General features: G+C 66.7%; 15 protein-coding genes. 7 read left to right on the top strand and 8 right to left on the bottom strand.

All coding sequences use genetic code 11. The annotated features are described in order from the left end of the window. The first annotated feature begins 8 nt into the window (after positions 1-8). Genes bcsB through J7367_RS05055 form a run of 3 tightly spaced genes read left to right on the top strand, consistent with a single transcriptional unit; the run spans position 9 to position 8,016 of the window. On the top strand, positions 9-2,336 hold the full coding sequence (gene bcsB / locus J7367_RS05065) for a cellulose biosynthesis cyclic di-GMP-binding regulatory protein BcsB (protein ID WP_057663798.1): 2,328 nt from the start codon (positions 9-11) through the stop codon (positions 2,334-2,336). Continuing rightward, positions 2,333-3,505, top strand: coding sequence for a cellulose synthase complex periplasmic endoglucanase BcsZ (gene bcsZ / locus J7367_RS05060; protein WP_057663796.1), 1,173 nt, complete (start codon positions 2,333-2,335; stop codon positions 3,503-3,505). The genes bcsB and bcsZ overlap by 4 nt, the downstream gene beginning before the upstream one ends. Next, complete coding sequence (locus J7367_RS05055) at positions 3,487-8,016, top strand: cellulose biosynthesis protein BcsC (protein WP_057663793.1); 4,530 nt, start codon at positions 3,487-3,489, stop codon at positions 8,014-8,016. Before bcsZ ends, J7367_RS05055 begins: the two co-directional genes overlap by 19 nt. 232 nt (positions 8,017-8,248) lie before the next feature. Here J7367_RS05055 and J7367_RS05050 read toward each other — a convergent pair whose 3' ends face one another. Together J7367_RS05050 and J7367_RS05045 are read right to left on the bottom strand one after the other, a co-directional pair. Then, positions 8,249-9,907, bottom strand: a complete 1,659-nt coding sequence (locus J7367_RS05050) for a PA domain-containing protein (protein ID WP_057663791.1) — start codon at positions 9,905-9,907, stop codon at positions 8,249-8,251. After that, positions 9,900-10,325: a hypothetical protein gene (locus J7367_RS05045; protein WP_022559930.1), complete on the bottom strand. Its 426-nt coding sequence runs from the start codon at positions 10,323-10,325 to the stop codon at positions 9,900-9,902. The genes J7367_RS05050 and J7367_RS05045 overlap by 8 nt, the downstream gene beginning before the upstream one ends. A 346-nt stretch (positions 10,326-10,671) precedes the next feature. Between J7367_RS05045 and arsC the strand changes: the two genes are divergently transcribed. After that, on the top strand, positions 10,672-11,094 hold the full coding sequence (arsC, locus tag J7367_RS05040) for an arsenate reductase (glutaredoxin) (RefSeq protein WP_007963670.1): 423 nt from the start codon (positions 10,672-10,674) through the stop codon (positions 11,092-11,094). Positions 11,095-11,427: 333 nt separating this feature from the next. Continuing rightward, positions 11,428-11,943, top strand: a complete 516-nt coding sequence (gene def, locus J7367_RS05035) for a peptide deformylase (RefSeq protein ID WP_007963672.1) — start codon at positions 11,428-11,430, stop codon at positions 11,941-11,943. A gap of 218 nt (positions 11,944-12,161) precedes the next feature. Here the strand turns inward: def and J7367_RS05030 are convergent, their stop codons facing one another. Beyond that, positions 12,162-13,106: a DegV family protein gene (locus J7367_RS05030; RefSeq protein ID WP_007963674.1), complete on the bottom strand. Its 945-nt coding sequence runs from the start codon at positions 13,104-13,106 to the stop codon at positions 12,162-12,164. Positions 13,107-13,587: 481 nt separating this feature from the next. Between J7367_RS05030 and J7367_RS05025 the strand changes: the two genes are divergently transcribed. Further along, positions 13,588-14,403: a cellulase gene (locus J7367_RS05025; protein WP_007963675.1), complete on the top strand. Its 816-nt coding sequence runs from the start codon at positions 13,588-13,590 to the stop codon at positions 14,401-14,403. Positions 14,404-14,792: 389 nt separating this feature from the next. Here the strand turns inward: J7367_RS05025 and J7367_RS05020 are convergent, their stop codons facing one another. From J7367_RS05020 to J7367_RS05005, 4 genes are all read right to left on the bottom strand, one after another. After that, complete coding sequence (locus J7367_RS05020) at positions 14,793-16,382, bottom strand: rhamnogalacturonan lyase B N-terminal domain-containing protein (protein ID WP_057663786.1); 1,590 nt, start codon at positions 16,380-16,382, stop codon at positions 14,793-14,795. A 356-nt stretch (positions 16,383-16,738) separates the two neighbouring features. Continuing rightward, positions 16,739-17,065 (bottom strand): hypothetical protein, encoded by a 327-nt coding sequence (locus J7367_RS05015; RefSeq protein ID WP_057663783.1) that lies wholly within the window; start codon positions 17,063-17,065, stop codon positions 16,739-16,741. A gap of 300 nt (positions 17,066-17,365) precedes the next feature. Further along, the gene (locus J7367_RS05010) at positions 17,366-18,646 is read right to left on the bottom strand and encodes an amidohydrolase family protein (RefSeq protein ID WP_057663780.1); all 1,281 of its coding nucleotides are present in this window, start codon (positions 18,644-18,646) and stop codon (positions 17,366-17,368) included. Then, the gene (locus J7367_RS05005; protein ID WP_057663777.1) at positions 18,643-20,052 is read right to left on the bottom strand and encodes an amidohydrolase; all 1,410 of its coding nucleotides are present in this window, start codon (positions 20,050-20,052) and stop codon (positions 18,643-18,645) included. The genes J7367_RS05010 and J7367_RS05005 overlap by 4 nt, the downstream gene beginning before the upstream one ends. A gap of 133 nt (positions 20,053-20,185) precedes the next feature. Between J7367_RS05005 and J7367_RS05000 the strand changes: the two genes are divergently transcribed. Then, positions 20,186-20,752 (top strand): DUF924 family protein, encoded by a 567-nt coding sequence (locus tag J7367_RS05000; RefSeq protein ID WP_173644191.1) that lies wholly within the window; start codon positions 20,186-20,188, stop codon positions 20,750-20,752. Between the two features lie 154 nt (positions 20,753-20,906). Here J7367_RS05000 and J7367_RS04995 read toward each other — a convergent pair whose 3' ends face one another. Further along, the gene (locus J7367_RS04995) at positions 20,907-21,776 is read right to left on the bottom strand and encodes a hypothetical protein (protein WP_057663775.1); all 870 of its coding nucleotides are present in this window, start codon (positions 21,774-21,776) and stop codon (positions 20,907-20,909) included. Positions 21,777-21,973: the final 197 nt, after the last annotated feature.

The following is a 21,973-nucleotide window of genomic DNA, read 5'->3' as shown; positions in this document are numbered from 1 at the left end:
CGCAGCTGATGCGGATGTTCCCGGCTGTGTTGAGCTGTGCGTTGACCTTGCTGGCAGGCCTGGCGCAGGCGCAACCGCCCATGCCTGCAATGCCATCTGCACAGGCAGGCAGCCAGATGCAGGCAGCCACGCCATCGCAGGTGCCCGTCGCCTTCGCAGCGGCGCCTTTGCCAGGAGGCAGCACGCGTGCGGCAACGCTGCGCGAACTGGGCATCGACTACGAAATCACCTTGCGCGGGGTGCAGGGCAGCGCCGGCGTGCCCTTCAGCGTGCGCAGCGACGAGATCGTCACCGCGGCCACGTTGACTCTCAAATACAGCTACTCGCCCTCGCTGTTGCCCGACCTGTCGCACCTCAAGGTCACCATCAACGGCGTCACCGTGGCCACGCTGCCCACCGACAAGGCCAACGCCGGCAAGTTGCTCTCGGCTGATCTGCCGATCGACCCGCGCCTGGTCGCCGATTACAACCAACTCGATCTGCAGTTGATCGGCCACTACACGCGCGATTGCGAAGACCCCGACCACAGCAGTCTGTGGGCGAATGTGGATGCGGCCACCAGCCTGTCGCTGACCACCACGCCGCTGGCCTTGACCAACAACCTGGCGTTGCTGCCGGTGCCGTTCTTCGATGTGCGCGACACGCGCCGGCTGGAATTGCCGTTCTATTTCCCGCAGCGCCCGGACACCGCCACGTTGCAGGCGGCCGGTACGGTGGCCTCGTGGTTCGGTAGCCTGGCCGGCTACCGGGGCGCGGTGTTCCCGGCATCCACCGAGGCCTTGCCGGCGTCCGGGAACGCGGTCGTCTTCGCGACGCCCAGCACCTTGCCAGCGCAATTTGCGACCGCCCACAGCGGCGTGGCCGACATCCGCGGCCCCACCGTGGCGGTGCTGGCCAACCCCAACGATCGCAACGGCAAGCTGCTGCTGGTGCTTGGCCGCAACAGCGAAGACCTGCAGCGTGCCGCCACCGCGCTGGCCCTGCACGCACCGTTGACCGGTGCGGTGGCCCGCATCGGCGAAATCAGCGCGCCTGCGCCGCGGCGGCCCTACGACGCACCCAACTGGGTGTCGAGCGAGCGTCCGGTACGCTTCGGCGATCTGGTCACCCAGCCCAGCCAGCTCAACGTCACCGGCTATCACCCCGACCTGATCCGGGTAGGCCTGCAACTGCCGCCGGACCTGTTCGTGTGGGAGCGCGATGGCATTCCGGTGGCGTTGAACTACCGCTACACGCTGCCGGAGCAGGACAACAAATCCGCGCTCAATGTCAGCATCAACGAATCGTTCGTGACCACGCTGCCGCTGACCGGTCGCCCGTTCGCCGAATCCACGCCGATGCGCTGGTGGAACAGCCTGGGGACGCGCGGCAGCATGCCGGTGCATCAGGACCTGACACTGCCGGTGGGCGCGTTTTCGGCCAACAGCCAGCTGCGCTTCCATTTCTTCTTCGATCGCCCGCAAGGCGAAGCGTGCAAGAACACCTTCCCGGATGTGTCCGGCGCCATCGATGCCGATTCCACCATCGACCTGAGCGGCTTCCACCACTACATGGCGATGCCGAACCTGGCGGCGTTCGCCAATGCCGGCTACCCGTTCACGCGCCTGGCGGACCTGTCCGAATCCGCCATCGTGCTGCCCGACAATCCCGGCGATCAGGACCTGAGCAACGTGCTGACCCTGCTCGGGCATTTCGGTGCTTCCACCGGTTACCCGGCGCTGCATGCGCAGATCATTGGCGCCGGCGCAGTGCAGCAGCATGCCGGCCGCGATCTGTTGCTGCTCGGTAGCGCCCAATCGCAACCGTTGTTCAAGCAATGGCGCGCGCATCTGCCGATCGGCCAGGACGGGCGGGCGCCCCGCTTTGCGCTGACCGACTGGCTGTTCGAACGACTGCCGCGATTTTTATCCTTCGATGCGCGCCGCACCGACCTGCCCACCACCGCCGAGATCGCCCTGCAGCCGCAGCCGGACGATGTGCTGTTGATGGGCTTCGAATCGCCGCTGAAATCCGGCCGCAGCGTGGTAGCCTTCCAGACCGAAGACCCGGCCAACATGAGCCGCCTGTTCGATGCCTGGTTCGACCCGACCCTGCTCAAGGATTTCCAGGGCAGCGTGGTGGTGTTGCAGCAGAACAAAGTCACCAGCCTGGTCGGCAACCAGACCTATTACGTGGGGCACCTGCCGCTGCCGACCTGGCTGCGCTGGTATTTCTCGCACCACCCGGTGTGGCTGGCCTTCACCGTGGTGCTGCTGGCGCTGTTGCTGGCCTTGGCCGCACGCGTGCTGCTGCGCAGGCACACCGCCGAGCGGCTCAACGACGGTGGCGGCGCATGAGCACGCACGGTGGCATGACGCGCCGTCGCCTGCTGCGTGCAGGCGCATTGGCGGGCGTGGCCGCGCTGCTGCCGGCAGCCGCGATGGCGGCGCCCAGCCAGTGCGGGCCGTGGCCGCTGTGGAGCGCCTTCGTCGACAGGCACATCCAGCCCGATGGGCGGGTGGTGGATTTTCTCAATCCGGATCAACGCTCCACCTCCGAAGGGCAGTCGTATGCGCTGTTCTTCGCCCTGGTCAACAACGACCAGGTGCTGTTCGACAAGGTGCTGAGCTGGACCCGCCACAACCTGTGCGGCGGCCGCCCGGATCTCAACCTGCCGGCATGGCTGTGGGGCCGCGATGGCAGCGGCGCCTGGCGCGTGCTGGACGCCAACACCGCCAGCGATGGCGAGTTGTGGATTGCCTATGCGCTGCTGGAAGCCGGCCGGCTGTGGAGCCGCCCGGGCTATCTCAAGGCCGGCCAGCAGATCCTGCAGCTGATCCGCGCGCAGGAAACGGCCACGCTGCCCGGGCTGGGCCCGATGCTGCTGCCGGGCCGCACCGGCTTCGTCGACAACGGGCGCTGGACGCTCAATCCCAGCTATCTGCCCATCCAGGTGCTGCGCCGCTGCGCCAACGCCGACCCCAAGGGCCCATGGGCGGCCATCGCCGCCAACAGCGCGCGCGTGCTGCGCGACAGCGCGCCGGTGGGGTTTGCCCCGGATTGGACGGTGTGGGACGGCAAGACCTTCAATGCCGATCCCAAGCGCGGCAATGTGGGCAGTTACGACGCCATCCGCGTGTACCTGTGGGCCGGCATGCTGGACGCTGGCGAGCCGCTGCGCGCGCGATTGCTGAAGGACCTGTCCGGACCGGCCGACCTGCTCGCCGCGCAGCAGACGCCGGCCGAAAAGATCGACACCGCGCGCGGTGCGGGCACCGGCGCGCTGCCGGTGGGATTTTCTGCGGCGTTGTTGCCGTACCTGAGCGCGCTGGGCAAGCCAGCGCTGCTCAAGGCGCAGGCGCAGCGCGTTCCCGCCGCCACGCAACCGGCCGCCGCTGCATTGCCGTATTTCGAACGCACGCTGGCCCTGTTCGGACAGGGATGGCTTGAGAACCGCTACCGCTTTGCCGCAGACGGGCGCCTGTTGCCCGCCTGGAGAACCCCTGCATGCGCCGCAACGACCTGAAGCCGTTCTACCTCGCCGGCATGCTGGAGCTGTGCCTGCTCGCCGCACCGGCAGCGCATGCGCAGACCAGCGCCACCCAGCAGTTGGTGGAGCAGGGCAACTACTGGCACGACCAGGGTCGCGACGATCTGGCCGCCGATACCTGGAAGAAGCTGCTCGGCATCGACCCGGACCAACCCGACGCATTGCTCGGCCTGGCCCAGATCGATCTGGCGCAGGGGCGCCAGTCCGAGGCGCGCAAGCGCCTGCAGCAACTGGAAGGCGCGCATCCGCAATCGCCGCAGGCCCAGCGCCTGCGCGTGGCGATGGGGGCGCGCGGTGGCAGCGGTGCGGGCGAAGACTCCAATCTGCGCAACGCACGTCGTGCCGCCTCTGCCGGGCGCTATGTGGACGCGGCGCGCAGTTACGAAGCCGCCTTCGCCGGCAAGCCGCCGCCGCCGAACCTGGCGCTGGAGTACTACCAATCGCTGGCCGGCACGCCCACCGGTTGGGAGCGCGCCCGCGACGGCCTGCGACGCCTGCAATCCAGCGACCCGGGCAATCCGTCCGTGCAGCTGGCGCTGGCGCAGGTGCTCAGTTACCGCGAAGCCACCCGCCGCGACGGCATCGCGCAATTGCGCACGCTTGCCCAGCGCGCGGACGTGGGTGGGCCGGCACGCAGCAGCTGGCGCCAGGCGCTGCTGTGGCTCAACGCCGGCATGGCCGATGCGCCGCTGTACCAAGCATTTCTTGCCGGTACCCCGAACGATGCCGAAGTGACCGCCAAACTTGGCCAGCTGCGCGCGCAACGCGCGGTGGCCACCACGCCGGCCGATCCCAACGGCGTGCTGCTGGGCGAAGGCTTCCGCGCGCTGAGCGCCAACAATCTGAGCGCAGCCGAACAGCGCTTCACCCAGGTCTTGCGCGCACGTGCGCGCGACCCCGAAGCGCTCGGCGGCCTGGGCTCGGTACGTCTGCGTCAGCAGCGTTTTGCCGAGGCGCAGGAACTGCTGCGACCGGCCGCGGCCAGCAACGGCAAATGGAAAAGCGCACTGGAGAGCGCCCGCTACTGGCAGCAGCTGCAGCAGGCCGAAGCCGCGCGTGCGCGCGGCGATCTGGCGCAGGCGCGCCAGCTGATAGAGCAGGCGGTGCAACTGCTACCCAACGAGCCGGCCGGACACGTGGCGCTGGGTGACCTGCAGGCCGCCGGCGACCCGGTCGCGGCCGAAGCCAGCTATCGCAAAGCCTTGTCGCGCGAGGCCGACAATGCCGGCGCATTGCAGGGCCTGGTCGGGCTGTACAGCCGCCAGGGCCGCCTGCAGGAAGCCAGCGCCTTGTTCGACCGGCTGCCGGCGGCCGAGCGCGCCAAATCCGGTGGCCAAGCCCTGCTGCGCTCCAATGTGCAGCGCGCCCGTGCGCGTCAGTTGCTGGACGCCGGCGATGCGGTCAGCGCGCAGACCGAGCTGGAAGCGGCCATGGTCGAGCGTCCGGGCGATGCCTGGATCCGCCTTGATCTGGCGCGCCTTTACCAGCAGGCTGGCCGCCCGGATCAGGCCCGCAGCGTGATGGACGGCCTGCTCGCCGTGCATGGCGACCAAGCCGAGGCGCTGCACGCCAATGCGCTGCTGGCGCAGGAAGGCGGCGACTGGAAGGGCGCCTACGACAGTCTGGATCGCATTCCAGCCGCGGCACGCACGCCGGCGATGACCCAGCTGCGCGCCACCGCCTGGATCCAATTGCAGGCGCGTCAGGCGCGGCAGCTGGTCGCGCAGGGTCGGGTGGGCGAGGCGCAGCAGTTGCTGGCGCGTAACGAAACGGCGCTGGGCAATCAGCTCGACGATCCGCAACTGCTGGCCGCCCTGGCCGGCGCGCATGCCGACGCCGGCAACACCCAGCGCGCGCTGGTGCTGGCCCAGCGGCTGGTCACCGGCGCCAGCCCGCGCATCGAAGACCGCCTGCAATACGCCAGCGTGCTGCTGCGCGCGCATCAGGACGCCGAGCTGTCGGCGGTGTTGCGACAGCTTCAGGCCACCACCATGACCCCGGAGCAGCTGCGCCGCTACCAAGGCCTGCGCAGCGCCTACACGCTGCGGCAAGTGGATGCATTGCGCGAGCTCGGCAATCTGGAAGGCGCCTACGACGCGTTGTCGCCGGTGCTGGCACAGCAGCCGGACAACCGCGATGCGCAGGCCGCGCTTGCGCGGTTGTACGCGGCAGCCGGCGAGCACCGCCAGGCGCTGGCGATCTACCAGCAGATCCTGCAACGTCGGCCCAGCGATCTGGACACGCTCACTGCCGCCGCCGACAGCGCCGCCGCGCAATCGGATCTGCGCAATGCAGAGCGCTATCTGCAACGCGCGCTGGCGCAGGCGCCGGAATCGCCGGACGTGCTCGCCGCCGCCGGCCGCGTGTATCGCAGTGCCGGCAAGAACCGCAAGGCCGAGCAGTATTTCCGTGCTGCGCTGGCGGCGCAGCAGCGTCAGGCCGGGCAGCTCGACAATGGCCTGGCTTCTGCAGGTGGCCCGGCTGCCGCCGCCGCATCCGGTCGCCCGCTCAACCCATTCTCCGGCATGACCGGCGCCATGCCGCGTTCGCTGGCGGTGCTGTCCGAACGCATGGACGCCGGCAGTGCCTACAACGACGTCGCAACCGCACCTGTCGCCTACATCGCGCCGCTCGCCATGCAGCCCGGCGCCGCACGTGTCGCAACTGCCGCACCCGTCAATGCCGCCGCCGATAGCAGCAGCGACGCGTTGCCGCAACCGGTACGCGCCAGCACCGTGCCTTCCACCTTGCCTGCGCCCAGCAGCCGCGTGCGCGCTTCCACGCATGGCGCGCTGCCGCCTGTGTCGGGCAGCGATCTGCAGCCGCGCAGCATCGCCGCGCAAGCACTGCCTGCGCGCAGCAGCGGCAATAGCGTGCTCGACGAATTGCGCGCCGTGCAGGCGGAAAACAGCGACGGCCTTGCCGGCGGCGCGCTGTACCGCGCGCGCGACGGCGAAGACGGCCTGGGCCGTCTGGACGACATCGAAATGCCGGTGCAGGCCGAATTCGCAGTCGGCGAGGGCAAGCTCGGGGTCACGCTGACACCGACCGTGGTGGATGCCGGCACGCTCGGCACCGACTACGCCACCGCCAGCCGCTTCGGCACCGGCCCGCAGAGCGCCATCGGCGATGCGCTGGCCGCCAACCGTGGCCCGATCGACACCCTGGTCGATTCGCCGGTGTATCAGTTGCTCGCCACCGAAGGCGATACCGCCGCCACGCGCGAACGCCTGCGCCGCTACACCTTGAACACCGGCTTGTTCAATGCACTGCTGGTGGAGAACAACAACAGCACTGCCGCTGCGCTGGCTGCGTTGGCCAACGAGCCGCTGCCGGCCTACCTGCTCAGCATCAACGCCTCCAACACGCCGATTGGGCAGCTGGCACGCGACATCCTGGGCAATGCCGCGCTCAGCGAACAGCTGGGTGCAGGCGACGCGGCCGCTTTGCGTGCGCTGGCCGGCAGCACGGCCGCCGCGCAGCAGACGCCGACCGGCCTGGCCGACACGCTCGATGCCATGGCCGCCAGCGGCAACGGCAGCCGCCGGCTCAGCCAGGACGACACCGGCGTGGGCGTCGGCGTGCGGTATCGCAATGGCGGTTTCAGTGCCGAACTGGGCAGCACCCCGATCGGGTTCCAGGAGCAGAACCTCATCGGTGGCGTGGGCTATCGCGGCGAGCTCGGCGACACCGTCAGTTGGTCGGCCGAGGCCTCGCGGCGTGCGGTGACCGATAGCGTGCTGTCGTTTGCCGGTGCGCAGGATGCGCGCAGCGGTCGCCAATGGGGCGGTGTCACCAGCACCGGTCTGTCGCTGTCGGCCACTGCCGACAACGGCCTGCTCGGTGGCTACGCCAGCCTTGCCGCGCACCGCCTGCAGGGCAACAACGTGGCCGACAACGACCATCGCCAGGTCGACCTGGGCTTCTACGTGCATGCCTTGGAGACCGAGCATCAATCGCTCACAGCCGGCGTCAATCTGACCACCATGCAGTACGACAAGAATCTCAGCGGCTTCACTTACGGGCACGGTGGCTACTTCAGCCCGCAGGACTATGTGGACCTGGGGTTCCCGGTGCATTGGAGCGGGCGCACGGCCGGGCAGGCGGTGAACTGGAAGGTCGACGCCAGCGTCGGTGTGCAGCATTTCAGCACCGAGGCCTCGCCCTATTTCCCCACCGACCCGACCCTGCAACAGGCGGCCTACGACGCCGCATCGCTGGCCGCGCTGCTCGGCCTGGTCAATCGCTACACCGACCCGGTGTATGCGGGCGAAAGCCGCACCGGCGTGTCCTACAATCTCAGTGGCGCGGCCGAATGGCAGGTGGCGCCGCAGCTGTTTCTGGGCGGGCGGCTGACCTTCAACAATGCACGCGACTACAACCAGTTCAGCAGCAACCTCTACCTGCGTTTCGTGATGGATCGCCTGGGCGCTGCGCTGGGGCGTGCGCCGCAGGTGCTGACCTCCCCGTATGCGGCGGAGCATTGATGTGCCGGCAAACCTGGTGCCTCGCTCCGAAGGCGCGCAGCAGGGTCTGCAGCGAATGCACGCAGGCGGCGTGATGCCGCGCGTGCATGGGGTTCGCATCCTCGCCTGCGCCGTGGTGTGAATCGTCGCCACGCTGCATGGACCGCGTGGCCGCACGCAACAACGCGGCAGCAGACAAACGAACGGCGCCTTCCGGCGCCGTTCGCATCGCATCACATCACCCGTTCGTCGCTTACGGGCGCACCTTGGTGGCGCAGACGAAGACCGCTGCCTGTTGCACGCGGCTGATCACGCCCTGGCTCTGCAGCTCGCGCGCATGTTCGTCCATGCAGGTCAGGTAACCCAGGCGGTTGCCGACGTTCTGCGTCTTGCACAGGCTGCTTTCGGCAGACACGTTCGCGCCCGGAATCAGGCCGCCGGTCTCCACCGTCGGGACCGAGGTGTTGCAGGTGCCCAACTTGGCCGGCCCGGTGTTCAAGGTCCAACCGATGTCGGCAAACAGCGCCGGGGTCAGGTCGATGTTGACGTGCGCCTGCACTTCCGGCGTGTCGAACGGTTCCATCAAGGCATTGGGCTGCAGATCGGTATCGAAGTGCGAGAACGTCGAACCGCCGGCCACCACGCTGGGCGAGTACAGCCGCGTGCGGCCTGCGCTGTCGGTGCCCTGCAGCAGCTGCGGATCTTCGTACAGCGCCGCGACCACCGCAGTACTGCCCTTCAGACGCGCGCCATCGGCCTGCGAGACCATGATGGCGGGGATGGTGATGTCGGTGATCGGCGGTGCTGCGTTGCCCATCGTCTGCACACCGGCCGCGTTGTTGGCGACGATGACGCCCACCGCGCCGTTAAGCTGCGCATTCTTCACCTTGATCGCGAACGCGCAGGTGCCGCGGTCGATCAGCGCCACCTTGCCGGCCACATCGGCCGCATTGACGAACGGGGTTTCGCAGCCGTCGCTGGCCGATGCGGCTGCCACGCCGTCGTTGACCGTCACCACCGAACGCGCCGGGAAATTGGCGGCGGTGGCCAGCGGACCGAAGCTGGCAAAGCCCACTTCGAACTTACCTGCGGCGCTGGCCGGCGCGGTGACGCGCAGCAGGGTGCGCGGATCCAGGATCAACGCCGCCTCGCGGTTCACGCGCGTCCCGGCCCATACCGTACGGCCGGGCGTGCGCATCGCTTCGGCGCGCAGGGCGTTGGTCATGGTCGGGTCGTCGAAGCGCTTGTTCTGGACGTTGTCGTAGGCCTGCGAGGTATAGACGTCGGTCAGGCCGCTGCCCGAACCCAGCACGCCGGTGGTCTTGTTGAGGAAGCCCGCCGCGCCCAGACCGTGGCCTATTTCGTGCATCACCACGTTGAGGAAGTTGATCTGGCCTTCGGGCGTCTTGCCGTCCAGACCCAGGTTCCAACCCGAACCGGCCAGGCAATCGTCCTTGCCCAGGTCGCCGTTGAACTGCGAAAACACGTCGGCCGGATCGGACGGATCCGGTACCAGGTCCTGCCCGGCGATCGCATCGCCCAGCGCGGACGGGTACAGCGTATTGGCCTTGGCACCGGGGAAGTTGTTGACGATCCAGTTCGGGCCGGCCTGGCCCAGCGTGCCGCCGGTGGCGGTACAGGTCAGCCGCGCGAACGAGGCATAGACCTTGATCTCGACGTTGCTCTGCAGCACCGCGCCCCACAGGTCCATGGCGTACTGGTATGCGATGCGGCGTTGCTCGCCGATCGAGCGGCCCGGGTTGCCACCCAGCGGTGCGGCAGCGGTCGGGTCGTTCAGACCGACCACGGTGCCGGCATCGCCATTGATCAGCGTGACATTGGCTGCCCGGGCATGCAGCGGTGCCAGTGCGGCCGCCACGGCCAGGGACAACAGCAACAAGGGCTTATTCATGCGGCAGCGCTCCGTGCTCGGCGTGGGTGGGTTGGGCGGTGTCGGCCTCTGCGCTGTGTTCGATGACGATGCGTCCATCGGCCTGGCGGGTTGCCGTCAGCGAACTCATCTGGGTGGCCGGCAACTTGCGCGCCACGGTGCCATTGGGCAGGCGCCGCTCGGTCGCGCGTGCGGCCGCTTCGGTCTGCGGAACCGCGGTGCGTGCGGCGCTGCTGCGTGCTGCGGAGGCGGCTGTAGCCGCCTGCTGATCCAGCGCCGCGCTCTCGGCGTCGGTCAGCGGGCGCAATTTGCCGGTGGTGGGGTCGATACCGACCTTGGAACTGCTGGTAGCTGCTTGCTGCGCTGCAGCGATCGCCGGCAGGCATGCGACACACAACACACCGGACAGCATCCATCCGGGCTTGCGAAAGCTCATCATCGTTGGGGTTTCCTTGGGTCCAACAGGGGAAAAAACGCCGTGCTGACACCGGCGCTCGGGAGAATCCTTCCGTTTCAGTCTGTTCATGACTGAATCATTAATCCGTGATTCGTGTCAATCTTTTGACACATTCGCCGTCGAATGCGAAGCGACAACCTGAAAAAGTCATCGGCAGGATTGCAGTCTGGGAATTCACTTCCGCCGGCCCGTCACCAAGGCGCCAGCGCACGCCGTGGCCCGGCGCTCGGCATCCCCGGACGCCACTCGTACACTGGCCGGTCTGGTCGTCGTCCGGACATCCGTTGCCGGCCCCGCCATCCACCAGCCAACCCAGCGCCAGGCCACCATGCACGCCGTCATCTACCACAATCCCGGTTGCGGAACCTCACGCAACACCCTTGCCCTGATGCGCCACATCGGCGTCGAACCGCAGATCGTCGACTACCTGCAGCATCCGCCCAGCCGCCAGACGCTGCAGTCGCTCATCGCCGCTGCCGGCATCACGGTCCGCGAGGCCATCCGCCAGAAAGGCACGCCCTATCTGGAACTGGGACTGGACGATCCCACCCTGGACGATGCGACACTGTTGAGCGCAATGCTCGCCCATCCGATCCTGATCAACCGCCCATTCGTCCAGACCGCGCGCGGCACGCGCCTGTGCCGTCCCTGCGAACGGGTGCTCGACCTGTTGCCGCCAGCCACGCATGGCTTCATCAAGGAAGACGGCGAACGCGTGCTGGACGAGGCCGGTCAACGCATTGGCCGCTGACATGTTTGAGCCGGTTCAACCGGCGCGAAGCTGGTGTGCTCCGTTACGTTGGCCGCAGCGCTGACGATAGACGCAGTACGCTTATGCACAGGGCGATGAACAAGCTTGTTACACGCCCGCTTGCGCATGCACGGCACCTGTTGAGCGCGGCAAGACAAGGTGACTGTACGCACCGTGCGCTGGCGCGAGCGGTGCCCGGAGCCGGGCATGCGCAAGCGCGGCAGCGACCGCTCGTACGCTGCCGCGCTTGCGTACCATTGCAGCGCCTGCACCTGTTCGCTACCGGTCGTCAGCCCCTCTAGAATCCACGCCACGATCGTCAGGAGCACCCGCATGATTCGCGAAATTATCCGCATGGGCGACAAGCGTCTGTTACGCGTGGCACCACCGGTCACCAACCTGGGAAGCGCCGAGTTGCACACGCTGGTGGCCGATATGTTCGAAACCATGGACGCTGCGCGTGGCGTCGGTCTGGCAGCACCGCAGATCGCGGTGGATCTGCAATTGATGGTGTTCGGTTTCGACGCCAGCGAGCGCTATCCCGAAGCGCCCGCAGTGCCGCGCACGGCCCTGGCCAACGCGCAGATCGAACCGCTGTCGGAAGAAATGGAAAACGGCTGGGAAGGCTGTCTGTCGATTCCCGGCCTGCGCGCAGTGATTCCGCGCTATCGCTTCATTCGCTACCGCGGCTTCGCACCCGACGGCAGCCCGATCGAGCGCGACGCCGAAGGCTTCCACGCACGCGTGGTGCAACACGAATACGATCATCTGGTCGGTCGCCTGTATCCCTCGCGCATCGAGAATTTCGACACGTTCGGTTTCGAAGACGTGCTGTCCTACGATCTCTAGCAGGTCGTTCGCTGTGTAAATTGCGGCGTGGCTGCGGCCATGGGACGGCAGCCATCTGTGCTGGATTTCGCCTCATTCAAGGTGGCCATCAGCAAGCTGCCTGGCGCGGTGCCCTCGTCGCTAGCGTCAGCGTTGGCGGCATGAACGCAGCAATCGACTCGCGGTGGATTGACGGCGTGTCTGGCGAGCGGCGAGGGTAGCGCACCCTCGGCCACGTCTCAGGCCGAAAACGCGTGTGGCTCGGCGGCAAATCCGACCGCCAAGGCGCCCTTGCCGACGTTGACCATGCCGGTCAGGCTCATCACGCTTTCCAGGAGTTCCACGCCGTGGGTCTGGCAGGCGCCCTGCAGTGCGGCGTAGCCGGGCAGGGCATGCAGCTCGGCCAGCTCGCCGCCGTAGCCCACGCACACCGTGGGCGTCATCAGGCCGTCGCGAATCTTGCGCACGGTGAAGCCGAACAGCTTTTCGGCCGAAGGTTCGAAACCCTTGAGCTTGGCCACCGGCTCGGTGACGCCGCGGTAGGCGCGCAGCACCGGTTTGATGTCCAGCGCGCTGCCGAGCGCGGCGCCGATCAGGCCGACGCTGCGATCGCCCTTGGTGCGCGCGCGGGCGCGCAGGTAATAGAGATCGCGTGGAATCATGTAGCCATAGGTGTGCTCGGCCAGCTGTTCCAGACGAGTACGGATGGCCGCCACGCTCTGGCCCTGGTCGCGCAGGCGGGCCGCTTCCACGGCGGTGATGCCCTGGCCGGCGAACAGGTTGAGCGTGTCGATCACCCGTAGCGCGAACGGCGAGGTGTGGCCTGCGGCCTGCCGGATCGGCTTGTAGTCGTTGAGGATCGCGAAACTGGCCTGCATCGCGTTGTCGAAGATCTGGCTGCGGAGTTTGGAAATGGTCAGGCAGAACACATGGTCGTAGTCGATGACCAGTCGTTGCAGGAACAGATCGCGGATCTGGCTGACCGAGAACGGCGTGGTTTCCGCTTCGTGCCCGCGCTCGGCCACGTGCGCCTGCAGAAAGCTCAGCGTGGCTTCCTCGTCGCGGTGATCGGCCAGCACCGCCTCGCCGATGCGCACGCTGATCGGCAATACAACGATGTTGTGACGTTGGATGAAGTCCTGCGGCAGATCGCACGCGCTGTCCACCACGATTCCGATACGCATCGTCGCCCCCTCCGGCTGTTGCGTTGTCTGTAGTGCGAACGCTATCGCAAAACGGCCCCGTCGCGTAGGCCTGAGGTGGGGCTTGTTCCGGGCACCGACCGCGCGGATGGCGGCCGGACTGATGCAGACCGGTGGCAGCGACGCGGCACTGCGTGCAAAGACATTGCATGCGCAAGCGACGCCGCCTGGCACGTGCGAACACGGCCGATGCGGATGTGGCTATGCACCATTCGCCGCCCCCACGCCCGGGCGTCTTCGCGCGAAACCTGCCGCTGCGCCCGCGTCCTGTGACCTAAGTGCTAGCCAGCGCACGCTCCAAGTGCAAGGTGGCGCCCGCTATCGCGCTTGGCCGGGTGGCGCCGCCGGAATCGTTATAGCTCCCCGCGCGGCGCCGCTGCTAGGGTCCAACCCCGGCTGCCGCACGGCAGGTCCCGACGGCGCTGCACCAGCGCCGCCGCGTTGAATCATACGGAGAGTCACTATGCACAACTGCCCATCCAGCTCCCTTGTCCAGACGTGCGCCCAGGCGCCGACCAAACGGCGGCGCGCCGCGCGCTGGTGGACCGCGGCGCTCGCCTTCGGTCTGGTCGCGCTCACCCCGGTGGCGCTCGCCGGCCCGTACAAGATCTTTGGCAACCACTATGCGTGGGTGAACAATTTCAACGATCCCAACAACATCATCCAGGGGACGTTCGGCACCGGCAGTACGCCGGAGTTGACGGTGACCTTCAACTTCGCCGACTACAACCTCTACGGCTATCCCGCGATCGTGCGCGGCTGGCATTACAACTGGAATCCGACCACCGACACGCTGTTCCCCAAGCAGATCTCCTCGATCAGCTCGCTGCCATTCAAATTCAATTACAGCGCAGGCGGCACCAACCTGTCCGGTGATTTCGCCTACGACATCTTCTTTCGCTGGGACACCGCAAAGGGCAATCCGCAGCTGGAAGTAATGATCTGGGGCGACCACAATTCCTGGCCGGTCGGCACGGTGACTGCGACCAAGGTCATCACCGCAGGCGGGCGTACCTTCGACCTGTGGGAAGGCTTCAATTCCGGCGCCGGCTATTACGTCTACACCTTCATCCCGACCGGGACTGCCGGCCAGCCGACGCTGAAGACCAGCGGTAGCCTCAACGTGGATGCCAAGCCGTTTCTGACCTGGCTGCAGAACAACCGCTCCAAGGATGGCCGCTACAGCAACAGCATGTATCTGCACGCGGCCGAAGCGGGCTTTGAAGTGGTACGCGGCAATGGATGGGCCAAGGTCAGCGCGACCTTGGATGCGAAGTAAGCGCCGCCGCAGCGGTGTTGTGCGTGTCGGCGGTGCCGGTCGGCACGCACACGGTTTTGTCAGAGATTGGCGACTCGCCGCCTGTGCGTTGTGCGCCAGTGACTGTCCGCGTAGTTCGCTGCGCACATGACAACGACGTGCCGTGTGTGGCGCCTGTCGCCTCGGCATCGGATTTCGAGCGAGCTCACGGTGAGCGATGCATGGATGACTGCCTCTGCGCGGCATGTGGTCGCGGACGTGCCGGCGCGCAGATCTGGAGCGGCTGGCAATGTGCCGCTAAACGGGCGGTGCGGGTGCGAAGAACATCGGAACGGCTGAGCGCTGCACGCCGGCGCCACGCACCAGCCGCGCGTGCCTGGCTGCGGCGCGGATCGTGTGTTCGGACGCTGCTATAACGCCACCAGCTGGATGCTGTCGAACACGATTGCCGGGCTGAGGTAACCGTTGTCCGGGGAGCCGGAGGCAATGCCGATCTCGATGCGGTTGTTGCCGGCCTGCAACGCAGCGGCGGGGATGTCCACTTCGTACAGGGTGTTGTTGCCACGCGCGGTGCCGCGCGTCTTTGGTTGCATGGGCGCGGCAGGCACCGGTCCGTTCCAGCGTGCATTCACGCTGATCTGCGGACGTGCGCCGCCCTGTGCCAACGGCACGAAGATACGCAGGCGATAGCCGCGCACTTCGTCGGCGGGCAGGGTGAAGTCGATCCGGCTCGGGGTGTTGATGCCGCGCCACTGCACCGCGGGGAAGCTGCTCAGGCTGCTCGATCCCACGGTATAGGTCACCGCAGACCAGTGCATGCGCGCATCGGAAGGGTGCGCCCGCGGTAACAGGTCCGCATGTCTGAACCCTGCCGGCGTGCCATCGGGAATGCCGATCTGCCACTTCACCGTGCCCGGCAAGACGACTGCCTGCAGTGCGGCGTGCGCAGTGGCGCCGGCGGAAACCTCGATGTTGCGTTGTGCGACGTCCAGTTCGTTCTGGTAAAGCGTCACGCGATAGCTGCCCGGGCGAACACCCGTCACCCGGTAGTCGCCGCTGCCATCGGCAGTGGCCCAGTACTGCGCCTGCGCGTTGCGCAGACCGATGACAGCCGGCTGGCCCGGCAGCACGCCGCCGACGTGCCCGCTCACGGTGCCGCGCCCGCTTGCCGGCAAATAACCGCTCAGGCCCAGCGTGGCATCGACGAACGCGGTGTCCAGCTGCGCGCCCGACGGCGCGCTTCCATCGGTGAACAGCAGCCCGTACACACCGTGCAGGCCGCCGCGAAACGCTTCGGTCTGGGTGTGATCGGAATACATGTAGTGATAGAGCTCATGCGTCACGCTGGTTTTTTGCGTGGCGATGTCCTTGAAGAACGGGTCGCCCGCGCTGCGCTCGCGGTTGCCCATCAGCATGAACACGGCAACGCCAGAGCCGCTGACGCCATGCACCTGGTCGTCCATCGTTCGACGTGCGGAATAGAACTTGGAACTGGTGCGCCCATCCGGCAACAGAAAGACATCGTTGCCTTCGATCGCTTTGCCGACATTGGAATCGGGCTCCTGCTGCGCATTCGGCAACGTGGACACGTTCAAGCGGGCGACGAAGCGCAATTCGCCCACCGGCAGCAAGCTTGGCGCATCGGTGGCCATGTAGATCGCGTTGCGGCCCTTGCGCGCGATGTAGTACTGGACCAAGTCGCCGGCCTTGGCCGACACCACGATCGTCTCGCCAACGATGCGCGCATCCACACTGGCACTGCCCAGCCCCGAAGCGATGTGCGAGCCCTTCGATTCGGTGGTCTGCAGTTCGTTGTCGCGATAACGCATCGACACGATGTCGCCATGACGGGCATCGACCGCAAACACCAGCTCGGCGCCGCTGTCGACGATCACGCGGTCGCCGCTGCGGCTGATCCCGAAGTCGGCCAGCGCAGGTGTACCGACGCCGGCATAGAGCAGCAGTGCACAGGCGAAGGTATGTGGGCGATTGCGAGGCATGCGGGTGAGTGTCCGGAAGCAAGGCGTGGTCGCGATGCGTGCGCGCGATGCCAGGCGAGTGCTGAAGATGGAGACTGTGCGCACTGTTCGAAATTCCAGCGATCAAGGTAGAGTCGTTGGTTACTTGCGGGCATCGCTGACCGTCGCCACAGTGGGTAACTGCAATAAGCAGTTCTGGCGTCTGCCATGGAGAGGCTACCAAAACGCCAGGAACCGTTGTCGGTTGGCGTGGAGGGCGGACGGCAAATGCGCTGCACGAGCGGACATGCCGCACGGATCACCGGCCGCTTGCGGCCCTGGCAGTGAACAGTCGCCCTGCCAGCGGTTTGTGCGAGGCACCGGCGATGTTGCATCGCTCAGCGCAAGGCATCCCGTGCCGAGGCGATGTCCGCCATCCATTGCGTGCGCTTGCCGATCACGAAGCGGTATTGGTTTCCGTCATCCAGCCGTACTGCCAGCGATGTCGGCGCGATCGGCAGCAGGCCGAACAGGCGCGTCCAGCAGGGCTGCATCGCCACGATCTGCCGCAAGGGCACGCTCAGCGACTGGCACTGCACATTGAATGCATGCGGCTGAAACAGCAGCGCATCGGCGGTGAGAATCAGGCGCCCGCCCACCGCTTCCATGCCGCGTTGCAGATTGGCAGGCGCCTGGCGCAACACCGCACGATCGATCGAACGCAAGCCGCTACCGTGGAAGAGCGAGCTCACGGTCGTGCAACGGCGAGGTGGGCGCGTGGCATGTGCCGGGGCAAGACGCCAAGGCGGCAACGCGCTGTCAGGAGCGAAACCGAAAACATGCGATAGGCCTTGTGGGAAACATCACTAGAGCGAAGGCCGCCAGCAAGGTGCGGCAGGACGCCATGACAGCACATCGCCTGTGCACAGCAGCCAAGCGGTGAAGCGGTGTGCCGGTACCCGCTGTGCCGGTACACCAACGATGAAAGACCATGCTCAGGTGGCGCTTGAGCAACCACCGCACGCCTACTTCAGATAGGCGCGCGGCAGCGGGCCGGGCTGCTGCATGTAGCGGTCGCGCAGCTCGCTCTGGCGCGATCGCATCGGCATGTCGTGGCCGCCCAGCCAGACCTGCTCGGCATAATGCGCCACATCCAGCGGGTCGCCTTCCCACAGCACCAGATCGGCCTGCTTGCCGACCGCAATGCTGCCGATGCGATCGCCCACGCCGAAGATGTCCGCCGGCACGCGGGTCAGACCGGCCAGGCCGGATTCCCATGGCAAGCCATTGGCGACCGCATTGCCGGCCAGCTGGCGCAGTTTGCGCGCGTTGTGCGAAGCATCGCCGTTTTGGGTGAAGCTGACCTCCACGCCGGCAGCGCGCAGACGTGCGGCGTTTTCCAGCGTCGCGCCAATCTGGTCGAAGGTCGATGGCAGATCCGCCAGCGCGTCGACCAACACCGGGACCTTGGCCTGCGCCAGTTGCGGCGCGAGCTTCCAGGCTTCGGCACCGCCGGCAATGGCAATGCGCACCTTTTCGCGCTGCGCCCAGCGCAATAGCTGGCGGATGTCGGCTGCGCGTTCCACCTGCACCACGATGCGACCGTGGCCGGCCAGATAGTTTGCGAGTACACCGCGTCCAACCGGGGCCAGCAGTGCATGCGGCGAATCGGCCGGGATACGCCCGCGTGCTTCGGCGACCAGTTGATCCAGCAACATCCATTGCGCCGCGCGCGAGCTGCCGGTGAGATCGGACGCCGCTGCACCGATGCGAAGGAACAAGGCAGGCGGGCCTACCGGATCCGGACTGCCATCCAGCCGCACGATGCCGCCCTGGCCAGCGATGAAGGCGCCACTGGTGGTCGCCCCCAACGCGGTGAAGCCGATGCCCTCCACGCGCGCCACCGGCACCAGCACCGAATCGGGGTTGTAGGCCAGGGTGACGTCGAATTCCGGGCGCATCGGTTGATCGGCCAGCTTGACGCCGCTGTCCACGGTGCTTTCTTCGCCGGAGACTTCTTCGATACCGATCTCGGTAATGCCGCCGAACAAGGCCGGCGTCAGTGGGCGGCCTTTTGCTTCGACCACGCGGCCGTCGGTGGGTACTGCCAGGTTGCGGCCGATGGCGCGAATCACGCCGCCCTGCACCAGCACGTCGGTGTTCTGCAGGGTGCCTTGCGCGGTGGCCGTGTGCACGGTGGCGCCGCGAATCAACACCTGCTGCCCGAAGGCCGGCAATGCCAGCGTGGCCATCACCAGCGCCGCGAGCGCGCGCAAACGCGGGCGCACAACGGTTGCGCGGCTCATCGTGCCACCTCCTGGCCAAGCATGAAGTCCGACACCGGCTGCAGTGCGCGATTGTGCCGGTCATACACCTGCGCGCCGTCGATATACACCTGTTCGGCCAGCGCATACGAACTGAAAGGGTTGCCGTTCCACACCACCACATCGTCCATCTTGCCCGGCTCCAGTGCGCCGGTCTGCTGCTCGATGCCCAGCGCCTTGGCAGCATTGCTGGTGAGCCAGCGGATGGCGCGCTCTGGCGGAATCTCCATGCCGCTGCGGCGCGCGTTGGCGATCACCTTGGCGGCCTCCTGGTTGAGCCGCTGGATGCCTTCTTCCGAATCCGAATGCACGATGGCGCAGCTGTTGGCGGGGCGATCGACCAGCGCGATGTTTTCCTGGATGCCGTCGAAGGCTTCCATCTTGAAGCCCCACCAGTCGGCCCACAGCGCGCCGCAGACGTTGTCCTGCGCCAGGCGGTCGGCCAGCTTGTACGCCTCCACGCCGTGATGGAAGGCGGCAATGTGGAAGCCGAACTCCTTGGACAGATCCAGCATGGTCGCCATCTCATCGGCGCGGTAGCAGTGGATGTGCACGCGGATATCGCCGTTGATGGCACCGGCCAGTGTGTCGAGCTTGAGATCGCGCTTGCCGCCGGCATCGCCGCTGCTGTCGTTGTCGCCGCCGCGGCTCCACCAATGGCGCTTCTTGGCGGTTTTCTTTTTCGGTGCATTCTTCTGCAGATACTCGGCCGCGTCGATGAACGCAGCGCGGTAGCCGGCCACGTTGCCCATGCGCGTGCCGGGGCCACCTTTCTGGCCGTAAACGCGTTTGGGGTTTTCGCCGCAGGCCATCTTCAGGCCCCATGGTGCACCGGGAAATTTCATGCCCTGGTAGGTGGTGGAGGCGACGTTCTTGAGCGTGACGCCGCGCCCGCCGATCAGATTGGCCGAGCCCGGCAACACCTGCAGCGAGGTAATGCCGCCGGCAAGCGCAGTGCCGAAGCCTGGGTCCTGCGGCCAGATCGAGTGCTCGGCCCATACGTTGGGCGTCACCGGTGCGGTCATCTCGTTGCCGTCGCTATGCGCGCTGACGCCCGGGCTGGGATACACGCCCAGATGCGAGTGCACATCGATGATGCCGGGGGTCACCCACTTGCCGGTGCCGTCGATACGGCGCACGTCTGCGGGCGCCTCGAGCGCCTTGCCCACCGCAGCCACCTTGCCATCGCGCAGCAGCACGTCGGCATCGTCCAGCCGCTCGCCGGTGCCGGTGAGCACGGTGGCGTGCCGGATCAGCACCGGAGCGGACGCGAGCGCGCGATAGGTGCTGGGGTAGGGATCTTGCACGAAGCGCGATGCTGCAGATGCCGCAGACGCAGGCCCGCACAGCACCGCCGCGCCCAGCGCGGCGAACAGGATGGAACGCATGGATTTCCCCGGTAAAACGAAAACGTCAGCCGCCAACCTAGTCGTCGGCGGCGTGCTTGCCAAGTGCTGGAGGTTGAGAGCGGCGGGCTCATCACATGCACCCGTGCATGCTATGCCGAATTCGTCAGGGGGTGTGCCGATGATTGCCAAAACAGAGCGCAACAAGCAGGCCGATGTGGTGTTGGCTTTCTGGGAGCTGGCCGGTGCGGCCCGCTGGTTCACGCACAACGATGCCTTCGATGCCAATTTTCGCCAGCACTTCAGCGAGCAGCATTTTGCCGCCGCACGGGGCGAGTACGTGCAGTGGATGGCGCGCGCCGAAGACGCACTGGCCTTGCTGATCCTGCTGGATCAATTTCCGCGCAATGCGTTCCGCGGCAGCGCGCATGCCTATGCCACCGATGGCCTGGCACTGCGGCACGCCAAACAGGCGCTCGCCAGCGGCTTCGATCAACAGGTGTCGGCGCAACTGCGCCTGTTTTTCTATCTGCCCTTCGAGCATGCCGAAGACGCCGATGAGCAGGCGCGAGCGGTGCAGCTGATCTCTGCATTGGGCGATCCACAGACCACCCATTGGGCGTTGGAGCATCAGCGCATCATTCAGCGCTTTGGCCGGTTCCCGCACCGCAATGCGGTGCTGGGGCGTGAGGCCACGGCAGAAGAGCAGCAGTTTCTGGATGACGGGGGATTTGCCGGCTAAAGACCGGCATCGGCCATCTGCATGCCGATGCTCGAGGTCTGCCGCGCAGCGCGGGCAACGACGCTGCTGCAGCCGGACAGAGGCGGACCTCGCAACGCAGAAGATTCCGCCATGCCCATGCCGCACCAGGCAGTGCGCGAGCAGTCAAGGGCGATCAGCAGCCGCCCGGCAATGCTTCCGAACGCCAGCTGGCGCCTTCCCCGAGCAGCAGATAAAACCCGTAACTTTCGTAGCCGCTTTCGGCCAGCACGAAATCGAGCGTGCCGTTGCCGTCGATATCGCCGAATTGCAGCAGATGCGTGCGCAGCGGCAGGTCTTCGCAATCGTCGCAGCCGCTGGCAGCGTGACCCTTGCGGAACTGCCAACGGCTGCCGTCATGCTCGAAGATCGCAAGGACGACGAGCACGCCGGTGGGGTTGTCGGGGTTGCCGGTCTCGATCGGATGGTTGGAGGTCAGGATCGCCACGCGTCGCTGCGGTTGCTGGGTATCGGTGACGATCTGCAGCGCCGCCAGATCCTGCGCGCGATCGGCATTGAACGCGGCCAGCGCCTGCGCCAGGGCTGCCGGCTTGACGCGCTTGCGCAGCTGCGCGGTGTTGTTCACCTGGGCGAACAGCTCGGCCTGTTCGCTGGTGGTGGCGGCGCGGCCGGCAAAGCGCTTGCCGGGATTCACATCCACGGTCGACAGCAGCGGCGAATCGGACAGCGTGGGGTTGCCCTTGATGCGCAGCTTCGCGGTGCCGCCGCACATGCTGTTGTCGTCCACCGTCAGTGCCGCAAGCCGCACGTTGCCCGTGGAAACGCCTGCGTTGAAGACCTGCAACGGCTGGCCCAGCAGTGACTTGGGTAGGGTCGATTCCTTGGCAACGCCCTTGCCGAGCCAGACCGGGATGTATTCCAGCGGATCATCACTCGGTTGGTTGTCGTAGGTCTGGACCAACAGCACCGCGCGCGACGGTTCGGCAGCGTGGGTGGCCAACGGTAGCAGCGCGGCCAGGGCGACAGAGAGCAGGCGGGTATGCATTGCAGCGATGTCCTTGTGCAGGTTGATCCATGAAAAAACGGACGCTCCAGGGAGCGCCCGTTTCGGTATGCGGTGTGCCGGCCTAGCCTGCTTCTGAGCAAGCTGCGCTCACGCAGTCGTCGCAAGCGCGGCAGTCTGCAGAGGGAGCATGACCGGTGAGCGGCAGCCGCGACCGTGCGACGACCGCTGATGTCTTG

This window comes from Xanthomonas sp. D-36-1, assembly GCF_017746155.1.
GTDB classification, from domain to species: domain Bacteria; phylum Pseudomonadota; class Gammaproteobacteria; order Xanthomonadales; family Xanthomonadaceae; genus Xanthomonas; species Xanthomonas cissicola.
This window is presented reverse-complemented; position numbering and strand designations above follow the sequence as displayed.